Annotated in this window: 15 protein-coding genes and 1 pseudogene; 6 read left to right on the top strand and 10 right to left on the bottom strand. The window is 36.1% G+C overall.

Annotated features, from left to right (window positions below; all coding sequences use genetic code 11):
• Nucleotides 1-6: 6 nt before the first annotated feature.
• The 5 genes and pseudogenes from HUS26_RS04280 to HUS26_RS04260 all read right to left on the bottom strand — a co-directional run bounded on the left by HUS26_RS04280 (nucleotide 7) and on the right by HUS26_RS04260 (nucleotide 5,282).
• Nucleotides 7-1,728: a P-loop NTPase fold protein gene (locus HUS26_RS04280; RefSeq protein ID WP_173915974.1), complete on the bottom strand. Its 1,722-nt coding sequence runs from the start codon at nucleotides 1,726-1,728 to the stop codon at nucleotides 7-9.
• 611 nt (nucleotides 1,729-2,339) lie between these two features.
• Nucleotides 2,340-2,498: pseudogene (locus HUS26_RS04275) on the bottom strand (IS110 family transposase); the annotation flags it as partial.
• A gap of 127 nt (nucleotides 2,499-2,625) precedes the next feature.
• Nucleotides 2,626-2,922, bottom strand: coding sequence for a hypothetical protein (locus HUS26_RS04270; RefSeq protein ID WP_173915973.1), 297 nt, complete (start codon nucleotides 2,920-2,922; stop codon nucleotides 2,626-2,628).
• A gap of 343 nt (nucleotides 2,923-3,265) precedes the next feature.
• Entirely contained in the window at nucleotides 3,266-4,396 is a 1,131-nt protein-coding gene (locus HUS26_RS04265) for a DUF3578 domain-containing protein (RefSeq protein WP_173915972.1), read from the bottom strand.
• 22 nt (nucleotides 4,397-4,418) lie between these two features.
• The gene (locus tag HUS26_RS04260) at nucleotides 4,419-5,282 is read right to left on the bottom strand and encodes a GIY-YIG nuclease family protein (protein ID WP_173915971.1); all 864 of its coding nucleotides are present in this window, start codon (nucleotides 5,280-5,282) and stop codon (nucleotides 4,419-4,421) included.
• A 195-nt stretch (nucleotides 5,283-5,477) separates the two neighbouring features.
• On the opposite strand from HUS26_RS04260, the gene HUS26_RS04255 reads away from it, so the two are divergent.
• Nucleotides 5,478-6,692, top strand: a complete 1,215-nt coding sequence (locus HUS26_RS04255) for a PD-(D/E)XK nuclease family protein (RefSeq protein WP_173915970.1) — start codon at nucleotides 5,478-5,480, stop codon at nucleotides 6,690-6,692.
• Between the two features lie 603 nt (nucleotides 6,693-7,295).
• On the opposite strand, the gene HUS26_RS04250 is transcribed toward HUS26_RS04255, so the two are convergent.
• Nucleotides 7,296-7,502 (bottom strand): hypothetical protein, encoded by a 207-nt coding sequence (locus HUS26_RS04250; protein ID WP_173915969.1) that lies wholly within the window; start codon nucleotides 7,500-7,502, stop codon nucleotides 7,296-7,298.
• A gap of 493 nt (nucleotides 7,503-7,995) precedes the next feature.
• Between HUS26_RS04250 and HUS26_RS04245 the strand changes: the two genes are divergently transcribed.
• The 3 genes from HUS26_RS04245 (at nucleotide 7,996) to HUS26_RS04235 (ending at nucleotide 10,389) form a co-directional block, all read left to right on the top strand.
• Nucleotides 7,996-9,498: an RNA-directed DNA polymerase gene (locus HUS26_RS04245; protein WP_173915968.1), complete on the top strand. Its 1,503-nt coding sequence runs from the start codon at nucleotides 7,996-7,998 to the stop codon at nucleotides 9,496-9,498.
• 101 nt (nucleotides 9,499-9,599) lie between these two features.
• The gene (locus HUS26_RS04240; protein ID WP_173915967.1) at nucleotides 9,600-10,178 is read left to right on the top strand and encodes a hypothetical protein; all 579 of its coding nucleotides are present in this window, start codon (nucleotides 9,600-9,602) and stop codon (nucleotides 10,176-10,178) included.
• Nucleotides 10,179-10,197: 19 nt separating this feature from the next.
• Nucleotides 10,198-10,389: a hypothetical protein gene (locus HUS26_RS04235; protein WP_173915966.1), complete on the top strand. Its 192-nt coding sequence runs from the start codon at nucleotides 10,198-10,200 to the stop codon at nucleotides 10,387-10,389.
• A gap of 616 nt (nucleotides 10,390-11,005) precedes the next feature.
• Here HUS26_RS04235 and HUS26_RS04230 read toward each other — a convergent pair.
• Nucleotides 11,006-11,464 carry a hemerythrin domain-containing protein gene (locus tag HUS26_RS04230; protein ID WP_173915965.1) on the bottom strand — a complete coding sequence of 153 codons (459 nt, stop codon included), beginning with the start codon at nucleotides 11,462-11,464 and terminating at the stop codon, nucleotides 11,006-11,008.
• A gap of 289 nt (nucleotides 11,465-11,753) precedes the next feature.
• On the opposite strand from HUS26_RS04230, the gene HUS26_RS04225 reads away from it, so the two are divergent.
• Together HUS26_RS04225 and HUS26_RS04220 are read left to right on the top strand one after the other, a co-directional pair.
• Nucleotides 11,754-11,966 carry a hypothetical protein gene (locus HUS26_RS04225; RefSeq protein ID WP_173915964.1) on the top strand — a complete coding sequence of 71 codons (213 nt, stop codon included), beginning with the start codon at nucleotides 11,754-11,756 and terminating at the stop codon, nucleotides 11,964-11,966.
• A 93-nt stretch (nucleotides 11,967-12,059) separates the two neighbouring features.
• On the top strand, nucleotides 12,060-12,290 hold the full coding sequence (locus tag HUS26_RS04220) for a hypothetical protein (protein ID WP_173915963.1): 231 nt from the start codon (nucleotides 12,060-12,062) through the stop codon (nucleotides 12,288-12,290).
• A 767-nt stretch (nucleotides 12,291-13,057) separates the two neighbouring features.
• Here HUS26_RS04220 and HUS26_RS04215 read toward each other — a convergent pair.
• The 3 genes from HUS26_RS04215 to HUS26_RS04205 are packed head-to-tail and all read right to left on the bottom strand — an operon-like array spanning nucleotide 13,058 to nucleotide 19,040.
• Nucleotides 13,058-16,228: a type I restriction endonuclease subunit R gene (locus HUS26_RS04215; protein WP_173915962.1), complete on the bottom strand. Its 3,171-nt coding sequence runs from the start codon at nucleotides 16,226-16,228 to the stop codon at nucleotides 13,058-13,060.
• Between the two features lie 12 nt (nucleotides 16,229-16,240).
• A complete protein-coding gene (locus tag HUS26_RS04210) occupies nucleotides 16,241-17,455 on the bottom strand; it encodes a restriction endonuclease subunit S (protein ID WP_173915961.1) in 1,215 nt (404 codons plus the stop codon).
• On the bottom strand, nucleotides 17,445-19,040 hold the full coding sequence (locus HUS26_RS04205; RefSeq protein WP_173915960.1) for a type I restriction-modification system subunit M: 1,596 nt from the start codon (nucleotides 19,038-19,040) through the stop codon (nucleotides 17,445-17,447). Before HUS26_RS04205 ends, HUS26_RS04210 begins: the two co-directional genes overlap by 11 nt.
• Nucleotides 19,041-19,532 lie beyond the last annotated feature (492 nt).

The following is a 19,532-nucleotide window of genomic DNA, read 5'->3' as shown; positions in this document are numbered from 1 at the left end:
ACCTTTCTATCCTAATTCGATGTCCTTTCCGAAAAGCTGTTTTAACCTATGTTGAAGCATTTTATCTTTTTGGGTGATTTCTAAGCTAGAAATATAAGCAGAAAAAACTCCAAAATAACCCGCTTGACCCCAATTTTGTTGAATAGTTGCTATAAGACTAACAATGAGATGACACCATTGCCATTGTTCGTCGGTAATCTTCCCTGAAGGGACCGGAAAAAAGAAATCATTGTCATCTAAACTTTTTAATACGTTATTTTGAATTGAACTTACCTTAGTTGAACTTATCGAATCGGCAAGTTTTCTTAAATAAGAATAATTTTGGTACGACTTTTGATCAAAGGAATCTTTTATTTGGTTTAACAACTGGTCATAATATTCAGCTTTTATTGCTTCGTTTATCAACTTAAAGACAGTTTTTGCTTCTTCACTTTCAACATGAAACTGCCATAAATCAATTTCATTTTCGTAAATAGTTTTTTCTATGTTGATATGATTAGTAATATTCGTTTTTACCCTATTTACGATTTCCTCATTACTAATCCCAAACTTAATAGACAGTATCTCACACCAAGGAAAAGCAGTTTGGAGATTTGAAACAATATCATCTATGGATTGAGTTTCGTCTAGATTTTTAATATACTCTCTTGAATGGTTAATAACTTCTACTATTTCCTCTTCGGATGAATAGAAATTTTTTGGCTTCTCTTCATAACTATTAATTAAATTAATTAACCTTATAATATTTTCTTTTGAAAATGTACCCGAATCATACCAGTCTTTAATAAGGTGTAAAACATTCTTACTCCTAACATTATCTAAAGAATTTCTTAGAATATAATTATCTAAGTATTCTACGACTCCACTTTTGTCCTCTGTATAATAAGCATTCATAATTTTGCTATTATCATTATTACTATTTAGTAATTTCATTTCACCTTTTTGTTCAATTTTAAAAAACACAGTTGCAAAGCACATTCTGTAAACATCATCTTTTGTAAATTTATCAGTAAAATCGTCTTCCCCAATAACTCCAATTACTTCTTTAAGAAATAGGTTTGTTTTTTCAAATGTCCTCAAATTACTAAAATCAAAGTTTTCCGCTAGTTTACCTATCACCTTCCATACTTCTTCACCAAGAATATTAATGGGAGCTTCATCTGCATATTCCTCTATTGTATAAGTCCTATCAATGGCTTTTTCCTTATAATTATTAAAGGTTTCTTCATCTTCTTCAAGCTGGTCAGTAGCTGCAATTAGCACCGTTTTTATATTTTCTATTTTAGCAAGACTATCAATCAATCCCAATATTTCCTTAATATCTAAGTCATGATGTTTTCTTTCTAAATCATCAAATATAATTACATATGTACCTTTCTTGTCTAACTCTTTATACAAGGTTGAATGCAATTTCTCTATAAGAGGAACTGAAATAGTCAAGCCATGAAATGCGATATCGACATTATTAAATTTTTCCCTTACCTTCCTATAGTATTTTTTAAATTTACCGTTTGGAACGCTATCAATAATCTGAAAATATATTTCTTGAATTATACTTTCTATATCTTTTTTTCCAAATAAGGATACATAACATGCATCTGAATGTGCATCCTTAAAATCTAAAACATATTTTGTCTTCCCTATTCCCCAAGTACCATCTATAAATACCCTTTGATAACTTGAATCTTTAAAATTATTTAATACTGAAACTATTTCATTTGCTTTCATAAACAGCCTCCAAATTAAAGTTACTATGGACACTAATAAAACCACTAAATATGGAAAGTAATTCCACTCTTAATGATATCATAATTTTATTTGTACTAATATACCGAACGAATAGTGCATAAAAAAAAGGAGATAACCCGTTAAGGATATCGCCTATATTTAATTTTCGAAAAATCTAACTGGTATCTCAATTTCAAGTCTTACAGGTAACTCCCTCTATAAAGAAAGGAAAATCTTACGATTTCTCCAGTTTTCTCAGAATTTCATAGTCGTTCGTATATAGACTGTATTTAAATGATGGAATTCAGTTGTATTTATGTATAATTATGGATTTTCAGAGCCTGACAGTGTACACCCAATTGCTAGTTTCTTTAAATTTTGGGTTGTGATTAACTTATAATCGCATTTATGGATGTCCACAATTTTCATGGAGGTGAACCCTCCCATGTCTCACAGAGTCAATGCTCTAAAATTCCTTCGTACAACCTTTCCATGAGGTGGATGTCAGTAAATGCTGCCCTGCAGGGTCAATGTCCGTAGGTTAGTTGGTTTGACTGACTAATTCGTGCTTCAAATGTCTATATAGCTAAGATAACTATGACTACAAAAAATTAAGCTGCTGTCTGCAATTCTTTCATATGAGGAATATCTCTTAACATCTTCTCTTCACTAAACTCAAATTGTTTCTTACTGATGGCAAACAATATTCTTATCAGTTTATTACACAAGGCAATCATCGATTGCATCTTTTTCAGAGGATTGTTGGGTCGGCATTTCTCATTCGTTTGAGTTGCACCTTTGATTTATTCAGGTATTCTTCCGTTTTTAAGAGCTGCACAAGCTCACCCATTGCGTTAGTTACAAAATAAAAAGCCCACCATTTAGGTGAGCTTTCTATTAATATTTTCTTTCAGTGGCATATAATCTCTGGGCAAGAAGATTATAAGTATCATATTTTCCTGAATCAATGTCAGGCAATTTGCTAAGTAAGAAGCTTTTTGCGTGGTTATCTAGGTTGGGGATTTGCGATTGAAGGACTTTGCAGAAGGGGTAATTCGGCAAGTACTCCATAAGAATGTAACGATCATTTTCTCCCTTTTTAATCTTCTTAATTGTAAATAAAATATTGATATCTCCGTTAACCGGATAGTCCAAAGGATATCCAAAACCTGAATCCATAGTTACTCTTTCCAATCTCACACCTCCTTTAGAACTATATATTCTACAAAACCTTATGTAATCCTTTTAAATAAGTAAAAAATATAGTCTTTTTTCTTCTATTTCTCTAACAAAGCAAAAAGCCTCACCCAATACGATGAGGCTCTTTCTGTCTACTTACATCATGCCGCCCATTCCCTGAGTGGAATAAATACTTAATGAAGAGAGTAAAAATCGCCTATATAGTAGGTATTATAACCGATCTATCTTAAAATCAGGCAAAATAAGATATCAATATTTATGAACCATATCCAGTCAAAATCCAGTCATAAAAAAATAACCTACCAGATTATCCTATGGAACTCCTCACACTGCGTTATTAGCTTTTGATTTGATAAGCGTTTTTTAAATCATTAAAGGATATGTATATTCCCACTTGTTTCAAACCTTCTATTTTTTCTTCAAACAAATTCTCCAAAGCTGTTTCACGTTCTATATCTAAGGCATGATGCACTAGACGGTGAGCATAGGGGGATAGACAAACAATATTCTCTACTTGATCTAGACTTACCGCAAACTCACTTTGTAGGTGCATAGGGACTAAGTGATGTGCTTCCATAAAAGGATAGCCAGTTTGTTTAGAAGTAAAAGACGGCAAAGAAGGGACAAGCTCACATTGATAAGAAGCTTGACGAATTGCTTCTGCAGCAATAGTTGCATTTCTTGGCCAGCATTCTTTTCCACCTTTTTGCACAACAGGTTCAGGTCTTGGAATAGGTTCTCCTTTGTTAACTAAATCCTTATCTGCGCCTGTGATTAAGTGTTTTTGAACTGTTCTTTGATAGGCTTCCTCTTCCTCTTCATCAAACTGCCCATCATCATTCATAAGTAAATAATCATTGAATTGATCAACGCTCCTCCCCTTAATCAGAACATCTACTTCACGATATACCACTAATAAGTCCTGTAGGTCTCGTATGATTTCCTCTGAACTTGGAAAAGCATCCTTTGAGTAAAAGCGCCCTATGATATGACCTTTCTCATATCCCCTACTTAATGGACCTTCTCCTTTTAAATCGATCATTGATAAGGTCAAGCGATCCGGTACCATATGTAACTTATCTCGAACTGCGTTTGCTACAGTTTTTATTTTTCTTCCACCTTGTTTACTCCCGTATTTCTCTTTAAAGTAAGTCCATCCTTGATTCAAGCTTACATATACACCACTCATTGGAAAAAGGTATACAACATCATATCCTTTTGTCGCCGTGGTTGTAATTTTTTTTAAGAAGATACCTATCCAGGGAACCTCAGCCCATTGCCCTTGTCCTACCGAACCAGTTACTAAATATTCTTGAGTGTTAATATTTGCTTCATCTACCAGTTTGGCTGTCAACCGTTGACGTACATGCGATCCTATTGGATGCTCTTTAAACTGCTCAGTCTTTGCAGGTAAATATTTGTCGAGAACATATACAAATGCCTCATGTAAATTATAGTTTGTGTTCATGTGCTCCCTCCCTTCCCCTTTCTTATTCCAAGTCTTTTCTCTTCAACTCATCAAGGGTTTGTTTGTCTTTATTTTTCCATGCTGTCCACCCATTTGCAGCTCTTCCTAACACCACGGCAGCTGCTTGGCTGGGAGAAGTGAACTGATAATCTTCATTAAACTCATACCATCCTAAATCGTTCTTGAACACTACACCGTCATTTATTAATGCCTCTCTTTTTGTAATTAGGTAATTATGAATGCTTTTTGTTACCTCAGGTTGCATCGTAGAACCCTTAAAAATCACAAATCCTTCATCATTGTACTCTCCTTTTGCTTCGATTCCTTTCCCTTTACAATAAAAGACATTTGCAGCGTCGTTCACGGAAGATTTCCTCATCTCTTCAAAAACAGGATAACCTAAAGTAGATAATAGAATTTTCAGCGTATCAAAGATATCGTATAGATCAACTTGCCGCCATTCAGGAACAAAAGATGCTTGCGGAACGGTTTGGTCAATTTTATATCTCCCAACTCGTTTTACTACCTCATAAGATAAATGTTCTAAAAACTTTACATCTGTCTTGGTAAATTGGTTTTGCTGATTATTCGTAACAAAAACAACTGCCCCATCCCAAAACTCTTTCTTTTGATGATGCTGCTTTAGCCGTGTTAAGCAATTTTCTGCTTCTCCTACGTAAACTTGAGGTTTGGAATCTTTAGCGTGTTGTCCAAATAAATAATAAACTCCTACACTTTGAACCTCCGGACGCTCTGCAGCTTTATGTAATTCATTTCTTGGAATATAAATTGCTTGAACAGTGCGATTGGTGATCTCCGCAATTTTCACCCCACGGGGGGAACCAAACGGAAGGAAAATTTGTATCGTACGACCTGTGTAACCCATAAGACACCCCTTTTTATCTTTTCTTCTTATTGTAAAGGTTATTGAATTGAAGTCGAACTAAAACCATCTATAATCTCAATTCTATAAAAATTGCAAGGAAATATACGAGAGCATTTTCTAGAGAACTTTATTCTCTTGTATAATTAAAAAGACGTATTTAAAATACAATGAGACACTGACGTAAGGAGAGTGAATATGAAAGACTCATCAATTACTACCAGTAATCGTGAGGCATTAGAGCAATTTCTAATGGACATCGAAATTTTAGATAGAATAGACGCAAAGCTTGCACCCTTTAATGTCTTTGAAACTTTAGGAATAATTAATACTGAAATTCGCCATAGTAACGTCCTCAGTTGGTTACTAGCACCTTACGAAAATCATGGCTTAGGGGACTATGTACTTAAAAAAGTAATTCAGTCTATTGTTTATCAAAACCATAACGATAACTCAACCATTACATATACTCCTCTGGACATCTCCTTGCTAAATTACAATGATTTTGTAGTTCGCAGAGAGTGGAGAGACATGGATGTTGTAGCTTTTTCTAATAAGAGCCAATTTGTCGTAACGGTTGAAAATAAAGTGTGGAGCAAAGAATCAAAGCACCAATTACAAAAATACCGCTACATTATTCAAGAAGAGTTTCCTGATTACCAAAAGATCTTTATTTTTTTGACACCTTATGGGGAGCCTGCTAGCGACAAAGATAATTGGCTTAGCTTTGATTACGATCAATTCATAAATATTGTAGAGCAAGGAATGGAACTAAAAGGAGACATTATAAGTAATCGTGTTAAACATTTTTTAGATCAATATATAACAACTATGAGGAGGTATATTGTGGGGGACGAAGAATTAGAAAGAGTATGCAGAGAAATTTATTATAAGCATAAGAAAGCACTAGATCTTATTTTTGAATACAAACCTGATATATACTCTGATATCGCCAAGGATCTGAAGGAACTTATCAAACAAGAACCAGAATTGATTTTAGATACATCCTCTAAATCTTATACTCGATTCTCTACAAAAGAAATAGATACTTTGATAGAAAAGAAAGGGAACGGTTGGACATCTTCCAAACGCATCTTGTTATTTGAGTTTCAGAACAGAAACAACAAGTTAGTTCTGAAACTAATTATAGGTCCTGGTGACCAAGCTATTAGACAGAAGATTTATGAGGTTATTAAAAACAATAAAAGTTCTTTTCGGGGTAAATTAGGAAAGCACAACAATCAGTATACAACGATCTACACGCGTGAGTTCCTTCCGAAGAGTTTCGAAGAAGAAACCAATTATGAAGATGCTCTGAAAAAAATATCTAGTAAATTTATTGATTTTCTTAATCATGACCTCATTAGTATTCATCAAACTTTCAATGATAACAGAGAACACTTAAACCACTAATGCATAAATGCAATCGGGACAACTAGATAAGCTAAACAAAAAACCTATACATACGAGGCTTTCCTAAATGAAATTGGAAAAGAAAAATTTATAATTGAAGATAAGGAATTAGTTAAGCATTGCCAAATAAGGTCCCCCCTTTATGGAGGGCGGGGGACCTTATATAATTTATATTACTTCTCCGTTAAAACTCTCTATGAATTTGCTTTACCTAAACAAGCATCTGTTTATAACTGTTGAGCGAACTTGCATAATGCCGCCCATGGATTCGTCTAAATAAATAGGAAACAATAGCATACAAATAACCAAGTCGGAGAAGCTTCTGTATCCTCAAATCAAATGTTATATTCAGGGAAACCTAAGCAATTATGAGATGCAGTATGTCAAAAAGTATGTCATACCTTTGCATGGTATAATCGACATTTCCTACGATATATAGTTTCAAAAATTTCATACTATAATCGTCTCATATTAAAAGGATTTAGGTATATCCCATCTGACACTGGACGTTAGCCTTTTTTACCAGAAGGTTATTAATTAGTTGATTTTCCACTACTCTTCTAATCTTAATATACTTTCTTATCGCTAACCATTAAGATCCTATTATTTCCCGGTTGTGTTGGAATTTTCCGCAAAACTAATAACCTCTTTTTGTCCTAATTCAAAAAGACAACGATCTATATCTTCTTCTTTGAAACCTTCAATAACCAAATAATGAGTCAAATCCCTAACATTGTTTACTTTAAAATCTAAATTGTGTTGAATTTTCTTGAGCATTACTTCACTACAATAATGCATTTCATTACTCATTGCCTAAATCTCTCCATTTATATTTTAAATTTCTATTACCCATCAAATCATTGGCGACCAATTAGGAATTTAACAGCTAAATTACGTAACCCTGAAGAACCAGAAAAGTTGAATCCAACTATTCTCACTTGAATTGTAGCCAGCAAAGGTACCTTCTGAATAATGAGGTCAAAAACTGGGATACATTCATTAAACTTAATAAGTTTACCCGTAACTACTCTACAATTCACCATAAATCAATCTTAATTTTACAGTCGGTCATGTGAATAACACTTTCATCTTAGGTACTTGGACGTTTAGCAGATACTAAAGCGTTTAAAGCTTTTTTTATGATTTCGCGTGTTTCCAATTAACCATACCTCTTTCACAGGCACATAGAATCAAAGTTCGACATTCTACCATTCTTCCCCTTTAAAAATATGGTATTATTTTAAGTAATTAGATTTATATATCTGATACATAAGTATTGTGTATATGTATAAGGAGGATTTTAATGAATAAAACTTACTATGAGCTAATGAATCAGATTTCACAGGGTGATTTATACGAAGGTCTGTTAGCTTATGGTTTATTTAATGATAATTTGCCGCCATTCTTAACTTCCAAACCATTTTTTGACTACTGCGAAACTAACACCCCTTCTTTCAATAACACAAAAAAAGAGCGCTCCTATATATATTATGAGAATATGAGAAACATTAATATACCTAGGGCGTTAGGTATCCCTAACCCAATGGCCTACCAAATACTTTGTAAACATTTAAAAGAGAATTGGGATAAAATATTAAATCATTTCAAACAAAATACAGAGGGAGACAGCCATAAAAGAAGCAGAATTCATATTAGAAAACTAAAAGACACAAAAAAATTATTCGAAATGAATTATAAGAAGTATTATATTGACGGAAGCCCAGAACCAGACTTGTTAATCGGAAAGAAATACATAGTAAACGCAGATATATCCACCTGTTTTCCAAGTATATACACGCATTCTCTACCATGGGCTCTAGTAGGAAAGACAACAGCTAAAAATGATCGTGACCCTAACAATTGGTATAACAAACTAGATAAGTATGTTCGTAATACTACTAATGGTGAAACACAAGGATTACTAATAGGACCTACCAGTTCAAACTTGTTATCAGAAATAGTCTTAACTTCAATAGACTTTGAGTTAAGAAAAAATAATTGGAAATATATGAGGAATGTAGATGACTACGCATGCTATGTTTCTAGTTATGAGGAAGGTCAACAGTTTTTGACCGAATTATCTGAGCAACTTCGCACATACAAGTTAATGCTAAATCATAAAAAAACTCAAATTAAACCTTTACCAACTGGATCTACTGAGCAATGGGTAAGAAAATTAAACACTTATCTACAACTTCATGATGAAAAGAAATTAGACTTCAACGATGTGCGAGCTTTGTTGGATTTATCCATCCAATTAATGCCTTCAAATAACTTTAATTCAGCGATTCTCAACTACACTATTAAGGCTTTAAGTTCTAAGGACTTTACAGATAACGCTTCTGAGTATTATATAAAAACCGTATTCCACCTTTCAGTAATTTACCCTTATTTAATACCGTTATTAGAAAAGTATATACTAAAAGTTTTTAATGTAGATACAACCAAAATAAAAGAGTTTTCACAGACTATATATAACGAAGGAGTGAATTTTCACAACTACGAGACAGTTTCTTATGCAATTTATTTTGCTATAAAATTCGATTTTAGTATTCCTCAAATAGATTACAAATTTTTACGAAACAGTAATCATTGTATTCTCTTCATACTTGGTTTTTTGTACGCAAAGCATATTAATTACAACTCTGAAGTTAAGGAATTTAAAAAGTTAGCAAGGAAATTAAACAATAATAAAGAAGATATTGATCAATATTGGCTGTTTATTTACGAAGCATTGCCAAAGTCTCATCTGAAAGGGGATTGGAAAGATTTAAAAGAAAATCAAGTCACTTTTGTCCACTTTTAAGTTATATAAAAATCACCAAATATAATGATTTTTTTCACATTAATGGTATAATATACTAAATGTGATTCCAATGAGTTTATTAATAGCTGGAGATGGTTTTGATGAATAACGAAGAAGTTTTGGCTGAGGAAGATGATGTGAATGAAGAACTTGTTGATGCCGAAGATGGCGATAACATATATCACTCTTCAGAGTTTATATTATCCATCCTTTTAAAAGAATATGAATTTGAATTGCATAGAAAAAACACAATAGAATCCCGTACAGGAATCTTAATCACTTTATCTTCAGGCTTGTTAACCTTTGCTATATCTAAAATCGAATTGAGTAAAATTGATGCTTTAAATATGGAGTTAACATCAAATAAAATCTTCCTAATACTTTATGCACTATTAGCGTTAGGTACCCTTTTCTTCTGGCTCTGTTCAACCGTTTTATCCGTAATTGTATTAGTTGCCTTGAGATATAAGAGGTTTGATGTAGGAGCTCTAAAAGAAGAACATGAAATTAACAAAGTAGATGTCATGGCTTCTTCCTTTCTTGAATTGTATAAAGAAATCCTTTCAAAGAATCAGGCAATCAATAACAAAAAAGCTCTTTTCTTTAATTTAAGCCTAATCGCAGTGGTATTAACAGTCCCAACTACCATCGGTCTGTACTGTTTATCCATAAACCTTTAGCAGGAAGGAGGGGGCTATAGTGGGAGATAATTCTTTTGATGACATTGTTAAACGAAAGAAGAAGGGAAACAAAACTACCAACCCTGGAAAGAAACCGAAGTTAAAGACTAAGTCCGTCAATGAACGCGAAGGAATTAAAACCGAATTCTTCAGTGAGTTGCCAGATTTTTTTAAAGACCGCACCTCAAAAGATCGAACTTCAAAAGAATAGTCATAATTGAAATAGGACCCGCTTTAGAGTACAACCCTAGTGGAGGTCCTTTTTTAGTGCTACCAAGACAAATAAATTACGTACATGGAACCCTATAATCGAATATATCTACGATGAGTAGAAATAGTTCATGAATATTGAAGAGAAATTAAGTACCGAGTACTTTAGAACTCATTAAAATGAGCCTCACCTTTTGGGGGAAAGGTGGGGCTCATCCTTGCTTGAAAAACAGTAAAACTATGTGAAATTTTAATAATTTCACCACATAATACTTGTTCTTTATAAAAATAGGTAGAAATAGGAACTGAAATTCCTTCTATAAACGCTTTTTCATATTAATAAAGGTACTTTTTGAAAAATAGCACATGTACAATTATGAGTATTATCCAGTCAAAATCCAGTCAAAAAAACTTTAGAGAATGGCTAAATGTCCTCTCCACTGCGAGTCACGATTACAACGTTTGATTACTACCGAAGAATTCCCACAAAAGTTGATAAAATAGCAAACCATGGGTTTGCCAAATTTTTCTCCGTGATACGCAAAATGTACAGGATAAGATTTAAACAGGTTGATTTCTGCTGGCGGCGGAGCAGATCTTTCACTTGCAAATACGTATTATTTCCCACTCAACGAATCTCTATGAAAACCACCTTTTGCTTCATAAAGGTATTTATCAGGTACTGCTTCTTCAATCAATGGGAACAATTCTCTTTCTTCCAGCCGTACATGCTCATCCAGTAATTTGCCTAATTCATTAACTTTATCATAGGATGTATTTGAGATTTCTCGAAGATGACTAATCAGACTTCTGATTTGCGCATGTTGATATAGCACCTGTTTGACCAAACCTTCATTAGGTTGTTCAGCATATTCGAGATAAACCGGCAGTAAAATTTCCTCCTCATCCCTAAAATGCGCTTGGCCATCTTCTTTCCAAAACGAAATCATTTCCCTTATTAATTGCTTATAATTCTTTTCGCTTTTTTCTGTGCCTGCTTTTTTCATTTCAAGGGCCAACACTAAAGCGTGATGGTGGTGGTGGGAAAGTGGGATTAAAGCTTCATGTCTTTTCATGTCCAGCCTCCTATCAATAAGCAGAGTTCTTATTCTACACCTTTCATTATATATGTATTAGAAAAAATTAACAGGTGGATTTCTATAAGATGATTAAAGATGGTTAAATTAATCTTTTCGGCTGGTATTTATAAGTTTGTAATGAACGACAAGCCTCACAATTCCTGGCAGTACGTTTCAATATTCCATTCATAAACGCCGCCCCCTCTTACATACGAACGTTTGTTCTGTTAATATATATGATATCTCATTCCATATTAAATCAAACTAGAGAATGGAGGTCATTTATATGAGGTTATTTAGGGATTTGGAGATGGCGATATTTTACAATGATGATGCTACAAAGATAAAGATGAACGAGGAATGGCTGGGAGGACAGATAAAGAACAGACCTATCCTCGATGCACAAGGAGATCCCCTCATGCTGTCGATGAATTTTATGGGTATACCCGTGGAATTCAGTAGAGATGTTGAGGATTTCGAACTTAAATGTGGAGATTAATCGACGTTACATGAAATTTACAAAAAATTTTCGCTAAAAATGACACCAAATGCCTCCTAATTAACGATTATAGATTAAGGAGGCGAAAAACAAATGAACAATACAATGAAAAGGCTGGACAAGTGGCAAGAGGTTTTAGTGGAGCAGGATTTGAACGATGAATTGAAGCAGGTCCTAAAAGAGATGCATATGTATTTTGGTGATCTGGATTATGAGATTAATCGATTGAAAGTTAAAGCTCTAACTTATGAGGGGTATTTAGAAGGTTTGGGCCAAGGAGATTTAATTATGGATGAGCTGTATATGAATGAGGACAAACACTAATTTAATACACCTGGTTTCGTCAAATTCGACGGAGCCAGGGTGTATTTCCAATCAAAGGCAAGGTATATTAGACTTTCCAAACAAATCACTGCTTTTACTTTCAAAATCCATATCGTCAATTGGTTCCAACGAACAATAAACATGAGTAAAGGTATGTGGCCCTTACGTCCATTGCTTTGTAACATGTTTAATGTGAGTTAACATAACTTAATTAATCCGCGTCTTCTAACGTTTTCTTATGATTGATAATGTAACATCTTTAACGATAATTAATGGCTTAACAAAGGGTTATGTTACCCCTTTGTTACTCCACTTTCAATTAAAGGTCATTTAATATAATGACCTTTAATTTGTACCAGTATTATTTTGTTACTTGTTAAAACCTAAACCCGAGAGCTATTATGAGTAAAACACTCCTCATTGAAGAGGCACAGAGCATTACAGAATTAGAGAGAGATCATTTAGAAGTAAATGGATTTGAAAGTGATATAAAAACAAATGGGACGTTTTGAACATACCTTCGAAAGATTATAATACTATAATTTCACTAACATTTTTTCTCTAAGTAAATCAACAAACTCTTTTCTATTGAATAACCCTAATTGATCACTTGTTGCTAATTCAATTAATCTTTGCCTAGCCTGTGAAATGTTTAATAGGTCTATAACTCTCTGTTTATCATTTTATAGGTGAACGTGAGATAAAGGGAAAAGCGTGGTGGGGGATTCCCCCACCACTACATTTAACAATACACCGTAAATGACAACTTACCTTAACTCATCATCTAACGGCACAATTTGTTCATCCAATATTTTTTTCCATTCACGTTTCATCATTTGCGGGTACTTAAACGGTTTCACTTCCGGATTCTGGGCCTTAAATGTGTTATAATCTTTACTCTCAATTATGCTCTTCATATTTGGAAGTGAATCCATCCCTATCATGTACTGAATAGCAGAGGCATGCAGTTCATTACTTGAAACACACCATTGTATGCTGAATCCCTCAACAATTTGTTCCTTCTTCTCGGTAAAGAACCGCCGTTTCACTGCAAAAATATCTTCCTCTTCATCGACTTCCTTTTCATCGATTGCATTCAAGATGTTCCGATAGACTTCTTTTACTGTTTCAGCCTTGTTTAATTTTTGCAGGGCTTTTTCAATCTCTTCACGTACATCAGGATTATTCGCTTCATAGGTTCCCAGTAATTGATCGATATAGCTGGAATCAATGTCGTACAGTTTGGTTGTGGCATCACTGAAAAAGGTTAATTCTGAAAAGTCTGGTTCATCTCCAGATTCATCGTAGTTCTCTTGATTTTTGTCTATCAACGAACCCTTTACAGTATGATAAGTCCCCACTTGCTCTTCCAATGTCTGAACCTGATTTTGAAGAGCTTTTGATGTATCTATATCGTTATTGTAACTATCGTAGGTGACCAGGGCTTCATAGGCATTATTGAACTCTTGAAAGGCTTTGACATAGTCCACACGCGTTTCTATAGGGGAGTTCTCATCGATGTCACCTTCTGCTTCAATAATTTCAGATAAAGCCTTGTGAGCCTTTTTAAAGCGTTTCTTGGCAGAATCATAGCTTGGATAGATTAAGCCGGATTCTTCTTTGACTTCCGAATACAGTTTCGTAGCCTTGGCCACGTTCTCTTCCATCTTAAACGGTTTACGGAACGTGACGATGAGTCCCTTTGTTTTATCGGGATATGTGCGATTTGTTCTGGAGAATGCCTGAATCAATCCAGCGTATTCGAGGTTTCGATCCACGAATAACGTTTGAATCGTCGGGGCATCAAACCCCGTCAATAAGCGATCCACAACGATAACCAGATCCACCTGATGCCCGATCTGTTTAAACTCTGCCCGTTTTCTTGCCAGCCTGTTATTTATATCACCGTTGTAGCGTTCAATGTCATGAAGAGACCAGGCGGTTTGGTAATACTGATTATAGTCATCGATAATGTCCTGCATTTCTTGTTGCTGTTCCATGGCATTTTCCGTATTTTCGTCCAACGAGTACGTGATAGCAATGCGGGGGAAATCCGGGTCATCCATCGTCCGGCCTTCTCGAATCGGTCGATCATGGAAAATCTGTTCCATCCAGTTGTCCTCTTTTGTCATCGCTTTAATAGCCTGATAAAAACGCTTGGCCATGTCAATGGAACTGGTCGTCAGAATCGCTGATTTCGTCGGTTTTCCGTTCTTGAAATCAAACTTCGTATACGCATTATCCGGGCGGAGAATTTTCTTGATGACGTTATCAATATGCTCGTCCTGCTCATACAAAGTCTTGTCGATGTAGGCTTCCTTTTCAATCCCAGTCATCTCATCGATCTCAGTATTGAGGGCTTCATCTGGCACATGGGCATAGTTTTCATTGGTTCGGAGCTTATGAAAGATCATGTTATCCAAAGAGGTAGGTTCAATCGTCGTTTCATGTTCCACTTGGAAACCAAGGACGGAGCCGTCTTCTAAGGCATTCTTGATCGTATACGTGTGGAGAACTTCCCCGTATTGATCAAAGGTCGTTCTCGCCAGTTTCCCCTTCGCCTGTTTCTTGTTTTCTTCAAAAATCGGTGTACCGGTAAACCCAAACCATGTGGAATTCGGGAAGAAGTCTTTGATCTCTTCCATGTTCTCGGCACTCAATGCACGATGGCATTCATCGACGATGAAGACAATATGCTGGCCCATCAGTTTTTCATACCGGTTCGATCCCTTTTGTTCTTCCTGTTTCTTTGCATACTTTAACGCTGCGTCCAGTTTTTGACGCGTTGTAATGATCACAACATTTGAATTGGCATCGGCAAGGAGCGTTTTACTTAACTCCTGAGCACTGCCGGTCCCAACAATTAAGCTGTTGGCAGGCGTATTCCCGGACGAGATGCCCGTATTAAATTCCGAAGCGAACTTCGTAAATTCACTGGTTGTCTGACTGTCCAAGTCTTTTCGGTCCACGAGCATAATCGTACGATCAATCCCTGACTTCTTCGCCAACAGTTTTGTCGAGACAAAGCTCGTGAGCGTCTTCCCTGAGCCTGTGGCGTGCCAGACATAGCCGGACTGATGTTTGTTGGCTGCGGTAAATAATGCTTCAATGGCATGAATTTGATAAGGATGCAGCACCATCAAGGTTTTGTTGTCCTGATCTTCACTGACGATGGTATAGTTGGCGATCAGCCGGTGGGCATCCGGGATATTCAGGGCCTGTTTACAGAACTCATACAGGTTCTCCACCTTCTTATTATCTTTCGTACGCCAACTGAACATGAACTTCCTGTGCAGATTCTTCGGCGTTGCGTTTGCGAAGTATCGTGTCGTTTGTTCATTGGAGACAACGAACAATTGCAGCGTTGAAAAGATATTGCTTCGGAACATGCCTTCTTCGGCATATTTCTTAATTTGATTGAAGGCTTGATAGACGCCGTCTTTCGCCGTTACCTTTTTCAGTTCAATCTGCACAATCGGTAAACCGTTGATGAGCAGCGTCACGTCAAAGCGTCGATCCCGTCCTTCACCTGTGGCATTCTGCTTCGCAATCTGATTGACGACTTCATAGCTGGAGATTCCGCCGCCGATATCCTGATTGGAGTACAGGACAAGGGAAACGAACCCCAGGTTTCTGTCCTCACGTTCTATGGTGATCCGGGCGATGCCGTTTTCTCCTTTTAACCACTTCGCCGCATCAAACGGCGTTTGTGTGCGGAAAAGCAGTTCCGTTTTAATCGCTTCAAACTCTTTATCCGTTAGTGGTGTATCACCGAGTTCAGACAGATTGTTCTGTGTGATCTTTTGTCGGAGGTTACGCCAGAGATCATCTTCCGATTTCAAATCCTCACGAAACGTCCACTGGTTATACCCTTCGCCTAACACTTGAATCAAATGGTTCTCAATTTCAGCCTCCGAACGATGAGACAGACTCTGCACATGGATAACCTCCTAGACAAACATTTTTTGCAGGAATCCTTTTTTGGTTTCTCGTAAAAGTTTGAGTTCTTTCTCGTGAATAACAATTGTATCATCGAGGTTTTTGAAGAATTCGCCTATTTTTTGTTGTTCATGGTATGTAGGATAATAATTTGAAAAGCTTTCAACTTCTTGCCTTGATAAATTAGTTTGTCCTACTCCGCTATCAAATTTCAAAAAATATACATTTCTATTCAATAAAATACTTAAGAAATATGAATCAGTATCTTCTTTAGGCTTAATACCAGCGATTCGTTGATTAAGGCTGAATTTGTCACAAGAATCTATTATATATGTCCTTGCAAGTGCTTTTCCATTCGGAACATCAGAGAGCACAAACGCTATTTCCCCCGAAGTTAAAGGTTCAATTAAATTTTTGGTATATTTTTTTACATTTCCATTCGATGAAACAAATTTTGAATTAACTACGACATATTGTCCATTTTCATCAATATTTTTTTCATGCGCCTTTCCATTACGATATTTTGCAACATCACTTAATTTACGCAGTTTCCACTCCCCACTAAACCCATCAAACCGAACCTCCGGCACACGCTCGCCATCCTTCGGAAACATCTTCTGCAAAAAGCCTTGTTTGCTTTCTTTTAATAATTCGATCTGGCGTTGCTGAAAGGCGATTCGATCATCGAGTTGTTTGAAGTATTGGCCGATTTTTTGTTGTTCTTTATATGGTGGAACCATAATACTGAAATTTGAATAGTCTTTCGCATTTATACCAGGTTGACCAGATCTTTGCGATGAAATTTTAACAAAATTATGATATCGTTTCGTTAATGTATTTTGGAAAATAAACCTAGGATCAAATTCAGATTTTATTCTGGCTCTAATTAAAAATCCAGCATAAAAGACTTTTCCATCTTCCTCTTCATAACAATATGTTTTGCCAGTACTTGCCCCAGTTCTAGCAAATACAATATCCCCAAACCTCAATTGATAATGTTCTAGGTTTTTAACATCTACAGAAGGAGAAGTTAATTTTATTGGTGAAAACTTATTTGAGTTTTCATCAATGTCAGTAATCCTCAAATATTTATTTTCTCCATCAAACACTTTTGAACTAGCATTTAGACCGTACTCCATACTTTCAGAGATATCGCCAAGTCTATATAAATCCCATTTATCATTAAACTCATTAAAACGAATTTCCGGGGTCTTCTTATTTTCCATCTTTAAACACCTCTAACGCCCCTTGAATCCATTCCGCATCTTCCTCACTGTATTGAAGGGATGAAATATCTTCAAACAAACTCTTCTGCAGTGCCTCTTTATTCTGTTGAATCTCCTTCATTTCAGTGCCAACTGCTTTCATATCCACAGGTTCTTCTTCTTCAAACGTATCCACATATCTTGGGATATTTAAGTTATAATCGTTCTCTTTGATCTCTTCAAACGTCGCAAGATGAGCGTACTTATCAACACTTTCACGCTTATTGTACGTATTAACGATCTTCTCTATATTCTCTTTCGATAACTTATTCTGATTCTTACCCTTGATAAATTCCCGGCTCGCATCAATGAACAAAACATCACGTGTGCTTCGATTCTTCTTCAGAATCAGAACGGTAGTTGGAATCGACGTCCCGAAGAATAGGTTTGGAGGCATCCCGATGACTGCATAAATACTGCCGTCTTCAAGGAGCTTTTTGCGGATCACACCTTCCGCAGCGCCCCGGAACAGAATCCCGTGCGGAAGAACAATCGCCATCGTACCGGTTTCTTTCAAGTGATAATAGCCATGAAGTACGAAAGCAAAATCCGCTTTCGATTTCGGAGCCAACTTCCCGTAACGATTAAAACGTGAATCATCCAGGAAAGTATCATCCGCGGACCACTTTGCAGAGTATGGCGGGTTCATCACAACAGAGTCAAAGGTATATGGTTCATCCGTTGGCCAGTCCTTATTCAACGTATCCCCGTTACGCACCCGCATTTCCTCCGGGTCAACACCATGCAGGATCAGGTTCATCTTCGCTAAGTTAAACGTCGTTGTGTTCAATTCCTGACCGTGGTACTTCACTTTATCCGGATGATTGAGATAATTCCGCACATTCAGCATGAGTGAGCCTGATCCCATGGTCGGGTCAAAGACACTAAACCATTTTTTATCTTCCTGACCGATAGCCACAATCTGTGCCATCATGTCGGATACCATATGCGGGGTGTAGAATTCACCGGCTTTCTTACCGGCTTCCGATGCAAACTGGCCGATTAAATACTCATACGCATCACCAATCACGTCACCCTCATAACCAATGAGATCCACATCATTCAGCTTTTTAATCACGTCTGTCACCGTGACGTTTCGTTGCTGATCGTCTGACCCCAACTTCTTGGACTGCAGATCCACATCGTCAAATAACCCACTGAAGGCATCATACTTCGTGGTTAGCTGGATAAACGCTTTGTTCAGGTCATTTAATTGAAACACATTCTTCTTCGCCTGTTCGGCAAGCACACTAAACAGATACGGCGGTTCAATATCATAACCGAGTGTATCGACGACCGTTGCAATCAAATCTTCCTTCGTATCCTCATCTGACAAGAGCTCTTCATAAAGCTCAGTCTGCTTTTCCGGCGTATCGTATGTATCCATTGATTCATCTGCCAGTTCAACCACTTTCAATAACAGCTTATCCGAGAGGTACTTGTAGAAGATCAGCCCCAGTAAATAGTTCTTGTACTCCGAAGCATCCATCTTACTGCGAAGATTATCCGCAGCACTGAATAATTTTGAATTTAATTCTGCGCCCATACTCATACACACTCCTATGTCTATTTCTTTAATCTAGTTTAATTCGTTTAGTGACAGCTACTGTCAGCTTTCACACGTTCCCATTAAAAAGTCTCTAATTTACATAAACTGATTATCAATTATATATACTTCGATTCTATCATAAGCAGTTATCCTCCTTAATAAAGAATTTCATGCAGCAAGACGTTTATACAAACTTTAACCGTAAATACTCCAAAGCACCTGCTCTGTGATTCACCTTCTTTTTCTATACGCATTGGTAATTCTATTATAGTTGACCTTAATTTCTAAATCGTAATTCTCAATATCGTTATCTTCTAATTCATGATCAAGAACTCTACTAACATCACTTCGATCCTTCTCAGTGTTACTATCGGCTTCTCTTTCTAATCGAATTTGAATATCCTTTTTAGACATATTTAATTGGTCTATTGCTATTTTTATATTCCTATACCACTTAGGAAATATAATCCTTCTAGTACTTACCACGAA

This window comes from Halobacillus sp. Marseille-Q1614 (assembly GCF_902809865.1).
Taxonomy (GTDB): domain Bacteria; phylum Bacillota; class Bacilli; order Bacillales; family Halobacillaceae; genus Halobacillus_A.
This window is presented reverse-complemented; position numbering and strand designations above follow the sequence as displayed.